This is a genomic window from Pseudomonas sp. DG56-2 (assembly GCF_004803755.1).
In the GTDB taxonomy this organism is placed as follows: domain Bacteria; phylum Pseudomonadota; class Gammaproteobacteria; order Pseudomonadales; family Pseudomonadaceae; genus Aquipseudomonas; species Aquipseudomonas auratipiscis.
This window is the reverse complement of record NZ_CP032311.1, coordinates 2,567,031-2,584,743: the sequence shown is the minus strand read 5'-3', so window position 1 is coordinate 2,584,743 and position 17,713 is coordinate 2,567,031. Positions and strand designations below refer to the sequence as shown.

The 17,713-nt window shown below is 58.4% G+C and carries 15 protein-coding genes; 11 read left to right on the top strand and 4 right to left on the bottom strand.

The features are described from left to right. Positions 1-16 precede the first annotated feature (16 nt). Complete coding sequence (locus tag D3Z90_RS11710; protein WP_136475945.1) at positions 17-1,324, bottom strand: MFS transporter; 1,308 nt, start codon at positions 1,322-1,324, stop codon at positions 17-19. Between the two features lie 166 nt (positions 1,325-1,490). On the opposite strand from D3Z90_RS11710, the gene D3Z90_RS11705 reads away from it, so the two are divergent. The 8 genes from D3Z90_RS11705 (at position 1,491) to panB (ending at position 10,261) form a co-directional block, all read left to right on the top strand. Then, on the top strand, positions 1,491-2,420 hold the full coding sequence (locus tag D3Z90_RS11705) for an asparagine synthetase A (RefSeq protein WP_136475944.1): 930 nt from the start codon (positions 1,491-1,493) through the stop codon (positions 2,418-2,420). 70 nt (positions 2,421-2,490) lie between these two features. After that, entirely contained in the window at positions 2,491-3,561 is a 1,071-nt protein-coding gene (locus tag D3Z90_RS11700) for an LLM class flavin-dependent oxidoreductase (RefSeq protein ID WP_136475943.1), read from the top strand. A gap of 116 nt (positions 3,562-3,677) precedes the next feature. Next, entirely contained in the window at positions 3,678-4,136 is a 459-nt protein-coding gene (locus tag D3Z90_RS11695) for a cobalamin B12-binding domain-containing protein (RefSeq protein WP_136475942.1), read from the top strand. 34 nt (positions 4,137-4,170) lie between these two features. Further along, positions 4,171-5,403, top strand: a complete 1,233-nt coding sequence (locus D3Z90_RS11690) for an acetyl-CoA carboxylase biotin carboxylase subunit family protein (RefSeq protein ID WP_136475941.1) — start codon at positions 4,171-4,173, stop codon at positions 5,401-5,403. After that, a complete protein-coding gene (locus tag D3Z90_RS11685) occupies positions 5,400-6,896 on the top strand; it encodes a hypothetical protein (protein ID WP_136475940.1) in 1,497 nt (498 codons plus the stop codon). Before D3Z90_RS11690 ends, D3Z90_RS11685 begins: the two co-directional genes overlap by 4 nt. A 3-nt stretch (positions 6,897-6,899) precedes the next feature. After that, positions 6,900-8,159 (top strand): methylaspartate mutase, encoded by a 1,260-nt coding sequence (locus tag D3Z90_RS11680; RefSeq protein ID WP_136475939.1) that lies wholly within the window; start codon positions 6,900-6,902, stop codon positions 8,157-8,159. Beyond that, a complete protein-coding gene (locus D3Z90_RS11675) occupies positions 8,140-9,393 on the top strand; it encodes an ATP-grasp domain-containing protein (RefSeq protein WP_136475938.1) in 1,254 nt (417 codons plus the stop codon). The genes D3Z90_RS11680 and D3Z90_RS11675 overlap by 20 nt, the downstream gene beginning before the upstream one ends. A gap of 52 nt (positions 9,394-9,445) precedes the next feature. Continuing rightward, positions 9,446-10,261, top strand: coding sequence for a 3-methyl-2-oxobutanoate hydroxymethyltransferase (panB, locus tag D3Z90_RS11670; protein ID WP_136475937.1), 816 nt, complete (start codon positions 9,446-9,448; stop codon positions 10,259-10,261). On the opposite strand, the gene D3Z90_RS11665 is transcribed toward panB, so the two are convergent. Further along, the gene (locus D3Z90_RS11665; protein WP_136475936.1) at positions 10,249-11,652 is read right to left on the bottom strand and encodes a PLP-dependent aminotransferase family protein; all 1,404 of its coding nucleotides are present in this window, start codon (positions 11,650-11,652) and stop codon (positions 10,249-10,251) included. The genes panB and D3Z90_RS11665 overlap by 13 nt on opposite strands. Positions 11,653-11,930: 278 nt before the next feature. Here D3Z90_RS11665 and D3Z90_RS11660 point away from each other — a divergent pair, with 278 nt between their 5' ends. Then, positions 11,931-12,608 (top strand): DUF3313 domain-containing protein, encoded by a 678-nt coding sequence (locus D3Z90_RS11660; protein ID WP_136475935.1) that lies wholly within the window; start codon positions 11,931-11,933, stop codon positions 12,606-12,608. On the opposite strand, the gene D3Z90_RS11655 is transcribed toward D3Z90_RS11660, so the two are convergent. Beyond that, the gene (locus D3Z90_RS11655) at positions 12,605-13,012 is read right to left on the bottom strand and encodes an OsmC family protein (protein WP_136475934.1); all 408 of its coding nucleotides are present in this window, start codon (positions 13,010-13,012) and stop codon (positions 12,605-12,607) included. The genes D3Z90_RS11660 and D3Z90_RS11655 overlap by 4 nt on opposite strands. Positions 13,013-13,159: 147 nt before the next feature. Next, a complete protein-coding gene (locus D3Z90_RS11650; protein ID WP_136475933.1) occupies positions 13,160-14,539 on the bottom strand; it encodes an L-serine ammonia-lyase in 1,380 nt (459 codons plus the stop codon). A 146-nt stretch (positions 14,540-14,685) separates the two neighbouring features. On the opposite strand from D3Z90_RS11650, the gene D3Z90_RS11645 reads away from it, so the two are divergent. Next, positions 14,686-15,624: a LysR substrate-binding domain-containing protein gene (locus D3Z90_RS11645; protein WP_136475932.1), complete on the top strand. Its 939-nt coding sequence runs from the start codon at positions 14,686-14,688 to the stop codon at positions 15,622-15,624. A gap of 163 nt (positions 15,625-15,787) precedes the next feature. Continuing rightward, a complete protein-coding gene (locus tag D3Z90_RS11640; protein WP_136475931.1) occupies positions 15,788-17,674 on the top strand; it encodes an LTA synthase family protein in 1,887 nt (628 codons plus the stop codon). The last annotated feature ends 39 nt before the right edge of the window (positions 17,675-17,713 follow it).

The following is a 17,713-nucleotide window of genomic DNA, read 5'->3' as shown; positions in this document are numbered from 1 at the left end:
TTGGGCAACCAGCGGGTCAACCCCGGGCAGCAAGTGCGGCGCGTCGTTGTGCCCGATGACCAAAGCCGTAGAAAAAAGCGGTGCAGATGCCAACACCACCCATGGCCAGGCTGTAGCCAACACTGGCCCAGGCACTGATAGGCATGAGCGCGATCAGCATCAACGGCGTAGTGCTTGCCCAGAGCGCGTAGGCAATGTTGTAGGTCAGCGATATGCCCGATACCCGCACCCGCGGGGGGAACAAACCAACCATCAGCGATGGCACCACACCGACCACGCCGCAGCTCAAGCCGGCCAAGGCATAAGCCAGCGCGATCAGCTGGCTGTCGTTGATCAGGGCGCTGTACAACACAATCACGCCAAAGGGCAGCGACACGCTGTAAAGCATCAGGGCGCGCCAGGCGCCAATGCGATCGGCAAGCAGCCCCGCCAGTACGCAGCCAATGTTGAGAAACACAATGCCCAGGCTACTGAGCGCGAAGGTTTGACTGGCGCTGATAGCGAAGCTCTTCTGCATTACCGTTGGCGTTACCACCACCAGCACGACCACAGCCGAGGTCAGCACACAGGTGAGCAACATGGCCGGCACGATCGCGTCGCGATGCTCACGCCATACCCTGCCCAGTGGCAATTGGTCATCTACACCCCGACGCTGCTGCAGGGCAACGAAAACCGGTGTTTCACTCAACCAGCGTCGCAGCCAGACACCGATAACGCCGAACACGCCACCCACCAGGAAAGGAATCCGCCAGGCAAATTCGAGAATTTCTGCGGTGCTGTAGGCGCGGGCCAACCAGGTGGCCATCAAGGCCCCTAACAGGTAGCCAAAGGTCAACCCGGCCTGCAGCACCCCAAGGGCATAGCCCCGATGCGCCGGTGGCGCATGTTCGGCGACAAATACCCAGGCGCTGGGCACCTCGCCGCCCACGGCAGCCCCCTGCAGAATCCGGAGCAAAAGCAGCAGCAACGGCGCCAGGTAACCAATCTGGGCGTAAGTTGGCATTATTCCGATCAGCAGGCATGGCAACGCCATCATCAGGATGCTCAAGGTGAACACCCGCTTGCGTCCCAGGCGGTCGGCGAAATGCGCCATGAGGATACCGCCCAAGGGGCGCGCCAAATATCCAGTAACGAAGATTCCGAAGCTCTGCAACAACCGCAGCCACTCTGGCATCTGCGGTGGAAAGAACAGCTCACTCAATGTCAGTGCAAAGAACACGAAGATGATGAAATCGTAGATTTCCAAGGCGCCACCCAACGCAGCCAGACCCAGCGTTTTGTAGTCGGAGCGGGAAAATCGGCGCAAGTCATCAGCGGCAGTCATGGCGGTTCTCGGTACAAGCCTTGGAAGCAGGTAATGCTCTGCGCAATCACTTCGGGGGGCAATACAGAGCGTCCGCTGGGTTGCTTTTTAGGGAAAATCTGTACATTGAGTTTTTGTTGCTTTCACCAATAATCGGGTGCTCCACCTGCCGACTATTGAGCGCAACATGGAAGAAGTTCAGCGTAAATTCGACGATTTTTCGCACCCTGACGTAGAGGCGATCGCGGTGATTCGAGGTCGTATGCTGCAGGCGCTGCAGCAGTATCTGCTCGATCGCGACTTTAAACAGTTGCTGCCGATTCTGATGTCTCCGATCACAGATCCGCTGAACCATGCGGTCTTTCCAGCCGAAATCCAGTATCAGGATCGTCGCCTGAAACTGACGGCCAGCATGATATTTCACAAACAGCTGGCATTGACCGCCAAGGGCCATGAGCGAATTTTTATCGTCGCGCCTAACATTCGCCTGGAGAAGCCGGAGATAAAGGACTCGGTCAACCATCTGTTGGAGTTTTCGCAGTTCGACTTCGAAATACGCAATGGCAACATGCAGCAGGCGATGGCCCTGATCGAAGGGCTGGTCAAGCACACACTGGCCGAGATTCGCGAGCACTGTGGGGAACAATTGACACAGTTAGGGCGCCAACTGCCGCACTTTGAAACGGCCTTTGCGGTGTACAGCTCCGATGAGTTGCGCGCCGAACACGGTGATGACTTCGAGAAAATTATGTCGGCCAAGGCCAACACGCCTTTCTTCGTCACTAACTACAAGCGCGAATTCTACGACCGGGAAACCCCGGGCAAACGTGGTCATTACAACAACTACGACCTGATCTATCCGGACAGCTACGGCGAAGCCTTGTCGGGTGCCGAGCGCGAATTCGAGTACGAGCAGATCCTCCATCGCATGGAAGAACTGTCGATGGATCTCGCACCCTTCGCCAATTACCTGGAGTTCGCAAAGCGCGGGCTGCTACACCCAAGTGCCGGTGGTGGCCTGGGTATCGAGCGTTTGCTGAAGTTCATCTGTGGCAAACGCCATATACGCGATGTCGCCCTGTTCGATCGCACGGTCGCCAGCAACTTCCTGTTCTAATTCTCTCTTCCCTCTCTCTTACCTCATCGGCCTTGCATGGCAGATGATGGGTATCGCCTGGAGAAAGCCCATGCCCGACCTGAAAATTCACTGGTGCTCCCCCCTCGACAGCGGCCAGCAGAAGGCCAGCGACAAATACAACACCGGCGCACTGGACTTCGCTGGCATCGTTGATTTTGCCCAGGAAGCTGACGAACTGGGGATCGACTCATTGTTGATGGGTATCAGCTACCACATGCCCGACCCACTACCGATGATCGGCGCGCTCGTGCGCGAGACCAGCCGCGTCAATTTCATCCTTGCCTACCGTCCCGGTCTGCTGCCGCCGACGCTGTTCACCCAGATCGTCAACACCGTATCGTGGATGTCGGACAAGCGCATCGCGCTGAACCTGGTGGCCGGAATTTCCCCTGATGAGCAAGCCTTCTACGGCGATTTTGTCGCCCACGACGGTCGCTACGAGCGCACCCGCGAATTTCTCGACATTCTTCATCGGTTCTGGAAAGGCGAAAGTCCACTCAGCCACCAAGGTACCCACTACCGCATCGAGCAGGCGCAACTGGGGTTGCCCTTCAAAGACAATGAACGCCCGCGCATCTACATCAGTGGTGCTTCAGACATCGCTCAGCACATTGCCGTCTCGCACAGTGATTGTTGGCTGCGCTATGGCGACACCCCGGAAGGCATCGCCGCCGCCAGCGGCAACGTGCTTGAGGCGGGTTGCGCGGTGGGTATTCGTATGCACATCCTCGCCCGGGAAACCCGCGAAGAGGCGCTGGCCGCCGTCGAACAGATGATGCAGAACCCCGACGACCAACACCGCGAATGGGTTCGCCAGTTTGTCGCCCGCTGCGACTCAGAGGCAGTCAAAACCTCTTTCCGCCTTGCCGAAGGCGCTGAACATGACTGGCTTTCACCGATGCTCTGGTCAGGCGCCGTGGCCTACCGTGGGGGGCCGGCACTGTGTGTGGTAGGCAGCTACGAGGAGGTTGCCCAATACCTGATCGAGTACAAGAAAGTCGGGGTCAGCGAGTTCATTTTCTCCGGCTGGCCGACCCGCGACGAAATGCGAGGTTTTTGCCGTCATGTATTGCCGCGCCTGCGAGCCCTGGAGGCGCAACTGGAACAACAGCATGCATGACCGCAGTTGGCTTCGGTGTATTGACCGTTGAACGTGCCCGGCACGTTGTTGCAATCGACGATCCGCCGCGTTCGCGCGGCACTGGATATTTCCCCTTGCGCCATGGAGGCATATGCATGAACGGAGAACACACCTGTCTACTGGCTACCGTCGAATCCGACGCCCATATGTGGAACCTGGTCTACCTGCAGTTATGGCTGAGCGAGCACGGCGTGTCGGTGAAGAACCTGGGGAGCTGCACGCCGGTGGAAGACATTCTGCAGGTACTGGCTCAAGGGCGCACGCAGTTGCTGGTGATCAGTAGCGTCAACGGCCATGGCCATTACCAGGGTTTGGCGCTGATCGAAGAGATCCGTCGGCGCTACCCCAACCTGCCCTGCGTTATCGGCGGCAAACTCACGACTTCACAGGACCAGACACGAGCGGTTCGCCAGCAACTGCTCACGGCCGGCTTCGACCAGGTGTTCATCGAGGCCGATGCGATTGCAGCCTTCGAATGCTACCTGGACACCTTCAAAAAGCGCGCGAGGCCGCCCTTCGTGCTCGGGACAGACACTGCGCTAAGTTGGACCTGAGGCCAGCCACACTCCCTTTCAAAGGATTACCTTCATGCATATCGTCATCGTCAACCGCTGGCCTCGCTTCGTCGACAGTGAACGCTGGGACAACGAGCTGACCCAATACGAACATTTCTTCGATCATCACCTGCACCGCATCAGCTACGTGGTCGACGGCCCTGGCGCCGAAGGGGTGCTCACGCCTCGAGAGGACATTGCGCACCTGGTGCAAGTCCAGGACGTCAATCAGTACGAACAACTGCTGGCAGCGGTGAGCGAGATTGTGGCCAAGGTCGGCCCAGTGGATCTGCTGATTGCCCTTTCCGAGTTCACTCTGGAGATCGCTGCCCGGGTTCGTCAGACCTTGAATATTCCTGGCCACGGCCCTGCGCAGGTTGCGGTCTACCGCGACAAGGCGCGCATGAAGGAAATCCTTCAAGACCATGGCCTGGCGGTGCCGACGTTCACCCGCTGCCAGTCACTGGAACAAACCCTGGCGTTCGCGGCAGAAATTGGCTACCCGGTGATCGTCAAACCCGTGGACGGCGCCGCAAGCATTGGTGTCGGCAAGGCAACCGACGAGCCATCGCTCATAGCGCTGCTCAGTGGTGTCGAGCTGCAACGCTATGAAGTCGAAGCCTTCATCCAGGGCCAGGTCTATCACATCGACGGCTTCACCGACGAACAGGGTTGTGTGCCGTTCCAGGTGGTGTCGCGCTACATCAACAGTTGCCTGGACTTTGCCAGCAACCAGCCACTGGGCTCGGTGATCGTCCAGGACTCGCCTTTGCGCACACGGATCGAATCGTTCAGCCAACGCTGCCTTCAGGCCCTGGACCTGCACAGCAGCGCCTTTCATCTGGAGATCTTCGTCAATGACGATGGCGAACTGGTGTTCCTTGAAGTCGGCGGCCGGGTGGGCGGCAGTGAGGTGCCGCACCTGATCAACGAGATTTTCGGTGTGAACCTTTATGAACACTGGCTCAAACGCCTGATCGGCCTGCCACCCCAGGTGGTCGCGAATGCACAGGACCCCAGCGGCGGCTGGTTGATCATTCCAAAACCTGCGCAGTTGCCATGCCGGGTGATCAACGCGCAAGGACCTGAAGTGCCCAGCCTGTGGCGCTCACTGCTACCCGCGCCTGGCGAGGTACTGGAGGCCGGCGGTGGCTACGACGCACTGCACAGCGGGCGTTTTATCTTCACCGGCGCCAACGAAACGGATATCGAGCGCGACATCCAGCACGTCATCACACACTTTCAATTCCAGGCTGAACCGTTATGAACATCGCTCTGAGCCCGAGCACACTCGATGTGCCAATGCTGGAAACACTCAACGGCTACCTGAGTCCGGTCGATCGGGCCGCAGTAGTCACCCTCGGCGAGCGCCTGATCGCCGCTGCCGGCAGCGTTGCTGCCCTGCCCGCCTACAAGCTGATGGTTGCCTACGGCGGCGGCAAAGACAGCTCTTATACAGTGTCTCTGATTCGCGCGGTGCAACTGCACCTGAATGTATTGCACGGCCAGACCTTCCACCTGCGCATCGCCAACATGCGTCACGCCGGGGTACCCGACGCGGTCATGGCCAACATCGACCGGGTCTACCAGGCCTTGGGCCTGTATAACGACGCCAGAGTGGAAATGCTGGTTGTCGACCATCAGCAGATCCGTCCGTTTGCGCGTCACCTGCCATTTCCCGATGCGGTACGCGACATCAACCGCTTCGATGTGTTGATGAACGGCCACCGCACGGCGGGGGATGGACGCCCGACCTTTTGCAACAGCTGCAACCTGGCGGTGGCTGACTTCTATGGCCGTGCCGCCTGGTGGCAAGGTGGGGTCAACGCCGTGGTCACCGGCGACTCGCGCAAAGAACAGAAACATTACTTCACCTGGATCATGCGCCTGGCCGAGCGTTTGGGGTTGGACGTGGCTGCCTGTCGGCGCGAAGGCTTTCGCGGGTTGCTACAGGCGCTCGACGGCGTCGCCCAGCACTATTTCGACGAACTGTTCGGCGAGGGCTTCGACCAGCAGCGTGCCGAACGTCGCGTCGCCAGTGGTAGCGCCAGCGCCGATCCGGCGTTCATCAGCATCTATGATCTGGTCAGCTATCGGGTTGATGATCATTGGGAACTTATCACCGAGTTTCTCGACTTCCGCTTTGAGGAACTGGCCTTCAGCTTCACCGAATCGGACTGTGCCAACCCCATGCTCATGGCGCACCTGCGTGGGCTCAAGGCGCAGTATGTCCACGGCCGAGAGTACCACCAGGGCATCGACGAATACCTGGATCTGGCCCAGGCGTTGATGCGCAAGAAGGAAATGCCCGAACGCCTGCTGCAACTGGCGCTCGCCCCCTATGCCACACCTCAGGGCAAGGACGCGCGCCGGGCATTGGCTAACCGATTCGCCAGTGACGCCTTTGGCCTGAATGAAAGCCAGCTGGTGTGTATGCAGTTCGCGCCCTTCGTCGACCGTGGTCGTACCCTCTCGCAGTTCCTCACCTTGTGCCACCCGCACCGTCTGGGTGACCTGCAGGCGCTGCATGAAGTACTCGCTGCAAGCCGCCAACAAAATGACTTGGCTGTGTGGCTGAGCGAAGTCAGTGGCCTGCCTTTGAGCGCTCTGCACAGTCTCTATAACCATGGACTGATCGATTTTGACAGCGACTGTAGCCTGATCGCTCGGGTGCGCGCCGGTGACCCGCACAAGGGACGAATCGCCCGTATCGATCCGGTTACCGGTGTAGAAGTGGTCGAATTGGTTTCGGGGCGCTGATTCATGCACCAGCCAACTGGCGGTTACTTCCAGACCTTCATCGAACAGGCCAGCGCTGAAGGCCAACTTGTCGTACAGCCGCGCATGGGCTTCGCTGAGATTGAGCAGATGCGTGCCGGCCTCAGCGCGGTAGCCGAGCTCTCATGCCCGACCCTGGGCACGATCACCCTGGACAGCTACACCCGCGTCGGTGATTACCACAGCGCTGCGCAGTGTTTGAACAGCGGCAGCGCCTTGAATGGTTTTCCGATTGTCAGCCATTCGTTGCCTGCCGTGCAGGCGCTTCTGCGCGGGCTGTATGGCCCACGCTTCCCGATCCAGGTTCGCCACGGTACGGCGCAACCACAAACTATCTTCAAGCGCATGGCAGCACTGGGGCTTGACGCAACCGAAGGCGGGCCGGTGTCCTATTGCATGCCCTACAGCCGCCTGCCGCTGGTTCAAGCGGTGGCGGCCTGGGCCGAGAGCTGCCAACTGCTGGCCGATGCCAGCGCGCATGGACATATCGAGAGCTTCGGTGGCTGTTTGCTCGGGCAACTGTGCCCGCCTTCCCTGCTCATCGCCATGAGCTTGCTTGAGGCCTTGTTCTTCCGCCAACACGGCATTCGCAGCGTGTCACTCAGTTACGCTCAGGGCACGAGCATGGCGCAAGACCTGGGCGCCCTGCAGGCACTGCGTGAACTGGCGGATGACTACCTGGACGGCATTCACTGGCACGTGGTGGTGTATTCGTACATGGGCGTGTTCCCGACTTCCGACCATGGTGCCCGACGCCTGATCTGTGACAGCGCGCGCCTGGCCAGCATGGCTGGCTGCGAACGCTTGATCGTCAAGACCGTCGCCGAATCCAGGCAAATCCCGTCGGTGCAGGACAACCTCGACGCCTTGAGCATGGCGTCCGGCGTGGCTGCAGAACCACCTCTGGCGCACGACCCGGCCAGTGCAGGTTATTACCAGGAAGTCTTGTTTGAAGCCCGGCAACTGGTGGAGCAAGTACGCAACTTGCACAACGACCTCGGTGTTGCCCTGGTCCTGGCTTTCACCAGGGGCCTGCTGGACATTCCCTACTGCCTGCACCCCGACAACCTCGGACGCGCCACCACGCGCATCGATGCCGCCGGCGCACTGCGCTGGGCCAATGTCGGCAATTTGCCGCTGCCGCGCAGCAGCGGCTTGTCCGTGACCGGGCCAGGCATCCGTTCCGACGAATTGTTTGCAATGCTGCACTACACGGTAAATCGTTATGACCAACCCTTGCATTGACCCCGACCTGGCGCCTTTGGTGTTGGTCGACGCGTACTCGACCGGTGCCATGTTGGCGCGCATCCTGGCCGCGCAGCGCCCGCTGTTGCACGTCACCTCGCGCAGCGATATGCCCGACGCCTTCGCGGCAAGCTGCCCGCAGGAATGCTTCCAGGTCCACTACAGTATCCAGGCGCTCGGTATTGAAGCGCTGGTCGAGCAATTGGCTGCCCAGCAACCGGCGGCAGTGCTCACCGGCAGTGAGTTTGGCGTCGAACTGGCAGACTATCTGGCGGCAAGACTGGGGTTGCCCGGCAACGACCCCGAACACTCTGCAGCCCGTCGAGACAAATCACTGATGGCCGAACAGGTTGCCCGTGTCGGCCTGCCGGTAGCAGAGCAGCTACGCACCGATAGCCCCGCACAAGCCGCCGCGTGGTTCCTGGCGCGAGCAAGCAAGCCGGTGGTGGTCAAGCCACTGGACAGCGCGGGCTCCGACAACGTGTTCATCTGCCACGACATGACGCAGTTGCAACACGCAGTCGCCTGCATTCTTGGCACCACCAACCTGATGATGTGCGCCAACCAGGCGTTGTTGCTGCAGGAGTACCTGGAAGGTGACGAGTACATCATCAACACTGTCAGCCATGAGGGTAGGCACTGGATTACAGATGCCTGGAAAAGCACCAAGACCCTGAGTGCCGACGGGCGCAAGATCTACGACCGCGAACACTTGCTGCCCGCTGATGCCGAACAACTGGATGGGTTGATCGATTACGTCGAAGGCGTGCTCGACGCCCTGGCCATTGCTCATGGACCCGCCCATACCGAGGTCATCCTCACCGCCAATGGGCCGCGCCTGCTGGAAACCGGCGCACGTGTTTCCGGCCTGGCCAACCCCGACGCCCTGCAAGCGGCCACCGGTAATGATCAAGTCAGCCTGACATGCCGCAAGTACTTGACACCCCATGCACTTGCGGCCGTACCCCGCCGATATCGCCTGCTCAACCATTGCTGCACGTTGAACCTGATCACTCGGCGCTCCGCGCCGTTCGACCTGGCCTGCGTACAGGAGCAACTGAGCACCCTGGCCAGTTTCCACAGCGCACGTTTTCGTTTCGCCGATGGCCGTCAGACAACCCCGACCATCGACCTTAACAGTTCGCCGGGCGCGGTGTTCCTGCTGCACCCGAGCGCCGACTGCATTAACCAGGACCATCACGCCTGGCGTACATGGGAGCAAGACTGGCTGTAACGCCCGGATGTCCCCGTCCTGAGGGGCTCAACCACATCACAGGAAACCACTGATGAGCACACTTACCCGTAGCAAACGCATGACGGTTCCACAGCTGGTCGCAATGAAAGGCCAGGAAAAAATCGTGTCGTTGACGGCATACACCAGCTCGATTGCCAGGCTGATCGACCCTATCGTCGATTTCATCCTGGTCGGTGACTCCACGGCGATGGTCGCCTATGGCCGCACCTCGACGCTGAGCATGCAGTTGGAGGAGACCATCGCCCATACCCGGGCGGTAGTCGACTGCACCAAGCTTGCCTGTGTGATAGCTGATATGCCGTTCGGCAGTTATCAGGAATCCAGCGAGCAAGCCTTTCGCAACTGTGCCCAAGTGCTTTCGCGTACTGGATGTGACGCAGTCAAGCTAGAAGCCAACAAGGCCCTGGCTGGCACCATCGAATTCCTCGTCCAGCGCGGCATTCCAGTAATGGCCCACGTCGGTTTGATGCCACAGTTCGTCAATACCATGGGTGGTTTCAAAGCCCAGGGAATGACGCCCGAAGCCGCGGCGATCATCGCCGAGGATGCCCGCGCCAACGTCGAGGCTGGTGCTTTCAGCCTGCTGCTGGAGGGGGTCGCCGAAGGCATCGCGCGCCAGATCACCCTGGACAGCAAGGTGCCCACTATCGGTATCGGAGCGTCACCGGCTTGTGATGGTCAGGTACTGGTAACCGAAGACCTGTTGGGCCTGAGTGCGGATCCTGTACCGCGATTCGTCAAACGCTACGCCGATGTCGGCGCCATCATTCGTGATGCGTGTAATCAGTATGCCGAAGAAGTACGCGACAGCCGCTTCCCGGAAATTCGTCATTGCTATGGTGTCTGACACACCTGATCGGTCGCTTGGGCCAGGCGCTGCAGTGCCTGGGGAATATCCTTGGACCAGTCCAAGGTGTAGCTCAACCGCAGATGATGCCGCCAGGCGCCCTGCAGGCTGAAGATTTCCCCAGGCGCAATGACCACGCGCTGCGCCAGCAAGCTATCGAACACGTGCCGCATGTCCACCGGGCGTGCGGCCTCGAGCCAGAAGGTCGCACCCCCATGCGGTTCGACAATGCGAAATTGCTCTTGGACATGCTCGTGCAACAGCGCCTTCATGCAGCGCATACGCTCATGCAGCAGCGCCCGCAAAGCGATCAGATGTTGGTCGATACGTCGCGAACTGTACAACTTGGCAATGGCCTTCTGGCGAATCGGTGACAAGCGAAATGCGCGATCCAGAAACAAGCGATGCAATTGCGGAACGTACCTTCGGCAGAGCAAGTAACCGAATGGCGCCTCGGAGCCGACGATCTTGTCGATCGTGGAAAATACCAAGAGCCTCTGCGGGTCGGCGAAGTCGCGAAAGCGGCTTGCGCCGGGGGTGAAACAAAACTCGCCATAGCTGTCATTTTCAAACAGCCAGATGTCTCGCTCCGCCAGCCAACGGCAGATCTGTTGCTTGTCCTGCGCTGGCATCAAACCGCCATGTGGGATACTCATGGTCGAAGAAAAGACGGCAAGGCGCACTGGCTCCTTGCGCAGGGTTTGCTCAAGGGCTGCCAGATCGAAACGGCCATCTTCCCCCAGCGCTACTTCGATCACGCGAATTCTGGCCGCCTGCAATTGACGTAACACTGCCCACGAACAGGGCGACTCGACCAGCGCCACGCTTCCTTCGAGCTGCAATGCACAGAGGGCGGTGTCCAACACACTACGCAGGTCCGAACCGATATAGACGTGTTCAGCCTGCCAGTAACTCTGGGTCGAACAGGTGTACCGATCGGCCAGGACACTGCGCAGCTCCGGCTCTCCGAACGGTTGATAGAGCGGTGCATGGGAGCGCGGGTACTGGCGCGCCAACTCCCGCTCTATCATCAGCAGCGGCTTTTCCAGCGATAACAGCATGGCCGGAGCGTCACTGCTCAAGGCAAGCATTCCCGGCTGACGGGCATTGGTGAAGACATTGTCCAGCAGGTTAGGCGACTCTTCCCCAACGAGGGTGCCGGGCATGGTCCGAGTGAAGTAGCCGTACTTGGGCCGGGCGTAGATCCTCCCCTCGTCTTCGAGCAGGGAATAGGCGTATTTAGTGGAAGAAACAGAAACATTCAGTCGCAATGCAAGCTGCCGCAACGAGGGTAATCGCTGCTCGATTTGCGGATCGCTGGCCTCTATCAGCTCGACGAGGTAGCGATACACCGCTTGATAGGTAAAGGTTGACGGTCTCTTGGTGTCCATACTCACTTACTTTCAGGTCAATGGCGAATCTCTTCCATGAGCGGTGATGTCATCCTGAGACCAAGTTACCGACTCAAGCGCGTCACCGCCAGCTGATTGCAACAAGCCGTATAAGCTGCAGGCTAGACACTTCGGCGCACTTTTCTGGGGCAGTGTTCACTGATGCGTGTTTTCGGGTTGAAGCGAGGGATTCAAGTACTGAATTGTCCTAGCTAAGTGGCTAATCGATATCTAACTGCTAGCGTTGACAGCAAACCAACTGTCGAGGTTTCACAGCGATGAAGCAAACCCTGTGTTCCACTTTTTTATGTGCTGCCCTGATTGCTCTGGCCGGTTGTAGCAGCTCCAGGGTCGACCCCAGCCAATATTCCGGATTTCTCAAGGACTACAGTCGCTTGCAAGAGGCCGAAAGCCTCTCCGGTGCGCCGGTCATGCGCTGGATAGACCCCAACCTGAAAACTGCACACTTCAGCCAGGTGTACATAGAACCGAGCCAGTTCTATCCCAAACCACAGCCTACGGCGGTAATCTCGACGCAAACACTGCAAGACATCACCCGCTACTACGACACGGCACTCAAGCGTGAATTGGGGGCGGTGGTACCACTGGCGAGCAAAGCGGGCCCGAATGTCCTGGTGGTACGTCCGGCGATCACCGCCGTGGCCACTCATACCGAAGGGCTCAAGCCTTATGAGGTGATCCCGATTGCCCTGGTAGCGGCGGCAGTCAATACCGCAGCTGGGGGCCGCGACCAAGATGTGGAAATCGCCACCGAAGCGGCGTTTCTCGACGGTGGTAGCAACACCGTGGTCGCCCAAGTGGTACGCAAAGGCGCTGGCAGGGAGCTGGAAAACGACACTACCAAACTGACCATGGAAGACGTCAAGCCGGTACTCGATAGCTGGGCCACCGACATGCGCCACAGCTTCGTCAAGTTCAAGAATGAAGCGCGTTAGTCACTCAATTGACTGTCAATGACAATGCTGCCACTGAGCAACTTGTGCACCGGACAGGCATTGGCAATACCCAGCAAACGCTCACGCTGCGCCGCATCGAGATCACCGTGTAATTCAATGACACGTTTGATTTCGGAGCGCATGGGCGAGGTTTTCTCTTCTTTGGTAATATCCAGTTGCACATGCACATGCTGCAGCGGCCACTCCTTGCGCTTGGCATACATCGACAGTGTAATCGCAGTGCATGCGCCCAGCGCCGAGAGGAGCAACTGATGAGGGTTGGGGCCAGTATCGTGGCCACCAAGCGCCTGATTTTCATCCGCCAACCACTGATGGACACCAGCGGACAGGTTGACGGTGTAGGGAATCTCACCCAGCTCGGCGTGGACGGTCGAATCGCTCATCTGCAGCAGTTTCCTTTGCGATGCCCAAGCCAAAACGGCCTGGCGCGAGAGTGTTAACACTAGCGCCGCAGCGTACGCATGGGAAGGCCCGCGTCAGTCAACACATGACCTGGAACAGGCCCTGACCAATCGCGGCGCTGACTGACTTCAGCACTCGACAAAAGCCACAGCCAAGCCACCACGCGAGGTTTCCTTGTAGTTGGCATGCATATCCGCCCCTGTGTCACGCATGGTTCGAATAACCCGGTCGAGGGAAATAAAGTGCTCACCATCACCGCGCAACGCCATCTGCACTGCGTTGATCGCCTTGACCGCAGCAATCGCATTACGCTCGATACACGGTACCTGAACCAGCCCGCCCACCGGGTCACAGGTCAGCCCCAAATTATGCTCCAGGGCGATTTCAGCCGCGTTTTCCAGCTGCATCGGCGTGGCCCCCAGCACCTCGGCAAGCCCTGCCGCCGCCATGGAACACGCAGACCCCACCTCCCCCTGACAACCCACTTCAGCGCCGGATATCGATGCATTTTTCTTGCACAGAATCCCCACGGCAGCAGCACTGAGCAGGAAGTCGACCACGTCGCTGTCAGCCGCATCGGGGTTGAACTTCATGTAATAGTGCAGCACCGCCGGAATGATCCCGGCCGCACCATTGGTAGGTGCAGTCACCATCCGCCCGCCAGCAGCATTTTCTTCGTTGACCGCCAGGGCAAACAGGTTGACCCACTCCAGCGCGCCCAATGTCGAACCGATGACATTCGGCTGGTCCAACTCCTGCAAGCTACGGTGAAGCTTGGCGGCGCGACGCTTGACCTTGAGCCCGCCCGGTAGAATGCCCTCGTTGCGCAGGCCATTGTCGACGCACTCGCGCATGACTCGCCAGAGTTGAAGCAGGCCGCTGCGAACTTCAGCCTCCGCACGCCAAGCCCGTTCGTTAGCCATCATCAATTCACTGACGCGCAGGTTGTGCTGTTTGCACAACGCGAGCAGTTGTGCGGCGCTGCTGAAGTCATAGGGCAGTTGCACCGGCTGATCTACGTTGCCATCAACGCGAGCCAACTGCTCCGCTTCGACAATAAATCCACCGCCCACCGAGTAATAGGTTTGCTGCAGCAACAACGTACTAGCGTTGCTGGCCTCAAGAGTCATGGCGTTGGGGTGGTACGGCAGGCTCTCATCGAGCAGCAACAAGTCGCGATCACACGCGAAGGCAACCGGGTGACGGCCATCGAGTTGCAGTACCTGAGTGTCGAGCAACTGCTTGATCAGCGGCTCAATGCGCTGCGGTTCGATCTGGTCGGGCCACTCACCCATCAAGCCAAGCAAAGTAGCGCGGTCGGTGGCATGGCCCACCCCGGTTGCCGAAAGCGAGCCATACAGACGCACCTCTACACGACTGACTTGCTCCAATAACCCCTGCTCGCGCAACGTTTGTGCAAAGGTCGCAGCCGCCCGCATCGGGCCCACGGTATGAGAGCTCGATGGCCCGATGCCCACTTTGAAAAGATCGAAAACACTGATAGCCATACTAATGCCTGCACACTCAAGCGACGAATGCCATGTTGAGGTGGTGTGAAAAAATTGAAGGGTGTCGCGAAGTTGCGCGATACTGCCCGGCCTCGATGGCATTGACCAACGAAAATTCCTAAGCAAGCCTTTAGCAGAACTAAACGATGAGACGACAAATGAATGGCCAGGTGTATGTCTGGCTGCACGTGTTTTCCTGTGCGGCCCGCCACCTGTCATTCACCCGCTGTGCCGAAGAGCTGCACATCACCCCAGGGGCGGTCAGCCAGCAGATTCGTCAACTGGAAGAGCGCCTGGGCTTTCGTTTGTTTCTGCGTCGTGCCCGCGGTGTTGAGCTAAGTGCCGAAGGCCAGCGCCTGGCACTGACGGTCCGCGAAGCCTATGGCAGCATCGACGCCGAACTGGTGCGCCTGGACGCTGGCGAAATCCGTGGCACTTTGCGCCTGCGTTCGATCCCATCGTTTCTGGCCAAGTGGCTGACCCCACGCCTGCCGCGCCTGCAACAACGCTATCCGGATATTCAATTGCGCCTGGTTGCCGAGGACAGTAGCCAGGCCTTGCATGAAGGCGACTTTGACCTGGCCATCGACCTCAATGACGGCAGCTACCCCGGTATGCATTCAACGCCGCTGCTCGATGAACAGATCTTCCCGGTGTGCTCGCCGGCACTGCTGCGGGGACGCCCGCCCCTGCATGGCCCGAACGATCTGGTGCATTACCCATTGCTTCACGACATCACCGCCTGGCGTGGCAGTTCGGAGTACGCCGAGTGGGAATTTTACCTGGAGGGCATTGGCGCAAGTGGCCTGGACGTGCGCCGTGGACATACATTCAACCGTAATCACCTGACCATTGAAGCCGCCATTGCCGGAATCGGCGTGGCCATCGCCCGGCGTACGCTGCTCAATGACGAACTGGAGCGCGGCACATTGATCGTACCGTTCGGCCTGCCGGTGGCCAATCACAAGCGCTACGTACTGCTGTATCCGCCCGGTGGCCTGGCCCATCCAAGCGCCCGGGCGGTACATGACTGGCTGGTTGAGGAGTCCGCAAACTTCCGTGCCCTGCATGCTCAGGTGCTGTAGCCAGTCGTGAGCTCTACCCTGCTCACTCAAGCCCTGAGTGTGCTTGCCCAAACAAAGAGTGGATGCTTAAGTTGACTAAGTCGAGGCGCTGTCGATCGAGGGCGCGTGCTCGTCTCGCGTCTCGACTGCCGCACTTACTCTAAGAATCCAGGGGCTGAACACGATGTGGAAGAGACCATACTTATTAAATATCACTCTCCTTCTTGCTGTTTCGCTTTTACTTGTACCAAAAATCATCCTGATAGAATTTTTCTCTTATCGCTGGATAGATACCGGGGCGGCCAGTGTTTTTTTATTCCTATTGCAAGATGTGCTGCTGGCAGCAGTCATTTACCTTGCCGCCGTCGCCTTGATAAAAAGAAACAAATACTATTTCTTTGCAGTCAGTTTCTTCACAGGTGTCGTACTCCTGGGCCTGTTAGTGGACATGCGCGTGCGCCAGCTTTGGCTTAAACCTCTGGACCTGCAGCTCATACAATACAGTCTGGAAAACTCGAGCAACCTACTCTCGGGCGCTGAAATATTCTTCAAACAATCTTCAGGCTTTGGCTATACCTTCCGATTCATCCTGTTCGTTGTTTTTCTTGCCTACCTCGGCACCTGGAGTCTCGTCGGCCTTGCGACGTATAAGCTGCCGCGGAATTCGAGCGTCGCCCCCGCGAAGAAAGGTAACTACGCGACTGCTTTTGCAGCGCTTCTGGTCAGCCTGTTCTTGTGGTCAATCTATGCCGGTGACGTGCGCTACGATCTGAACAAGAATATTCTCGTCAACCCGTTGGTTGCGACACTCAGAAGCAGCATATCCCTGACCGCCAACCCGCATAAAGCCCTGCCCGGGTTCGAACAGCCCGCGTACCCGTTATCCGCAATCAATACGGTGCAAAAACTGCATACCCAGCCCCTGCCAGAATTCAAGAACCTGGTATATATCGTTCTGGAGTCAGTTCGCTGGAACAGTATTTTTGGTCCGGGCGTGAAAACTGCTGAGCAATACCCGACCTTTGAAAAGCTCGCTCAGGAAGGAATGCTGTTCAAGTCGTACGTATCAGTGCCTCACTCCTCCAAGGGCTACTACTCGATTTTCACCGGGCTTCACGCATACCCGGACATTGAGATCAAAGAGGCGATGCACCTCTATCAACCGAGCATCATCCACGAGCTGAAAAAGCGAAAAAACATGGAGTCCGTTGCGTTCAGCTCACTGTTTCTTCAATTTGAGAACATGGATGGTTTTCTGTCATCGATCGGTGTACCGAACGCTCATGCGGTCGCTGATATGATTCCGAACACAACCAATGCACAAAACAACAACAGCTTCGGCGAAAGTGACGAGCACTTGTTCTCTCCCAGTGCTTCGCACCTGGCGGGCATCAACAAACAAGGCAAAGGTTTTGTCGCACTCTATTTCCCGATGGCAGCGCACTACCCGTACAACTGCAGCAACGATCCAACACCTCAGGCAGCGATTGGCCAATACGAAGCCTGCATAGCGAAAACAGACACCCTGCTGGGTGACATGCTGGAGACCTTCGATCAGGCTGGCATTCTCGACTCGACCCTGTTCGTACTGGTCGGTGACCACGGCGAGTCGTTTGGCGAACACGGGGTATTCATCCACAACTCTTCGATGCATGAAGAAGAAGTTACCGTACCGTTGATCTTCTGGGCCAAAGGCAATGTCCTGCCTAAGAACACCTCGAGCACCAGTCACCAGGTGGATATCGCCCCGACCATTGCCGACTTTTTTGGCCTGACCGATGCTGCTATCAATGTCCAGGGCGTCAGCTTGCTGAGGGCGCAAGAGAAGCGCGCGTACTTCATGTCCACGTTCTTCGACCAGCTGTCATCCGCGCTGGTCGAACATCCGTACAAATACATCTACGAGTACAGCTCAGACACCATCACCAAATACAACATCGAAGTCGATCCGCACGAAAAGGTCCCACACCCGGTGGTAGGCGACGAGTTCACCGCAATCAAAAACCGCTTGCTATCGTACAACCTGTACCAGAAATCCATGTTTGAAAAGGCGCCTGAGCAACCTGAATGACATGGCGCTGCACTGTGACGATAAGGTCCACCCCATTGT

What these genes read in the sequence shown, in the direction of transcription:
- D3Z90_RS11710 (WP_136475945.1), bottom strand. Translation starts at nt 1,324, where the DNA reads ATGACTGCCGCTGATGACTTGCGCCGATTTTCCCGCTCCGACTACAAA.
- D3Z90_RS11705 (WP_136475944.1), top strand. Translation starts at nt 1,491, where the DNA reads ATGGAAGAAGTTCAGCGTAAATTCGACGATTTTTCGCACCCTGACGTA.
- D3Z90_RS11700 (WP_136475943.1), top strand. Translation starts at nt 2,491, where the DNA reads ATGCCCGACCTGAAAATTCACTGGTGCTCCCCCCTCGACAGCGGCCAG.
- D3Z90_RS11695 (WP_136475942.1), top strand. Translation starts at nt 3,678, where the DNA reads ATGAACGGAGAACACACCTGTCTACTGGCTACCGTCGAATCCGACGCC.
- D3Z90_RS11690 (WP_136475941.1), top strand. Translation starts at nt 4,171, where the DNA reads ATGCATATCGTCATCGTCAACCGCTGGCCTCGCTTCGTCGACAGTGAA.
- D3Z90_RS11685 (WP_136475940.1), top strand. Translation starts at nt 5,400, where the DNA reads ATGAACATCGCTCTGAGCCCGAGCACACTCGATGTGCCAATGCTGGAA.
- D3Z90_RS11680 (WP_136475939.1), top strand. Translation starts at nt 6,900, where the DNA reads ATGCACCAGCCAACTGGCGGTTACTTCCAGACCTTCATCGAACAGGCC.
- D3Z90_RS11675 (WP_136475938.1), top strand. Translation starts at nt 8,140, where the DNA reads ATGACCAACCCTTGCATTGACCCCGACCTGGCGCCTTTGGTGTTGGTC.
- panB (WP_136475937.1), top strand. Translation starts at nt 9,446, where the DNA reads ATGAGCACACTTACCCGTAGCAAACGCATGACGGTTCCACAGCTGGTC.
- D3Z90_RS11665 (WP_136475936.1), bottom strand. Translation starts at nt 11,652, where the DNA reads ATGGACACCAAGAGACCGTCAACCTTTACCTATCAAGCGGTGTATCGC.
- D3Z90_RS11660 (WP_136475935.1), top strand. Translation starts at nt 11,931, where the DNA reads ATGAAGCAAACCCTGTGTTCCACTTTTTTATGTGCTGCCCTGATTGCT.
- D3Z90_RS11655 (WP_136475934.1), bottom strand. Translation starts at nt 13,012, where the DNA reads ATGAGCGATTCGACCGTCCACGCCGAGCTGGGTGAGATTCCCTACACC.
- D3Z90_RS11650 (WP_136475933.1), bottom strand. Translation starts at nt 14,539, where the DNA reads ATGGCTATCAGTGTTTTCGATCTTTTCAAAGTGGGCATCGGGCCATCG.
- D3Z90_RS11645 (WP_136475932.1), top strand. Translation starts at nt 14,686, where the DNA reads ATGAGACGACAAATGAATGGCCAGGTGTATGTCTGGCTGCACGTGTTT.
- D3Z90_RS11640 (WP_136475931.1), top strand. Translation starts at nt 15,788, where the DNA reads ATGTGGAAGAGACCATACTTATTAAATATCACTCTCCTTCTTGCTGTT.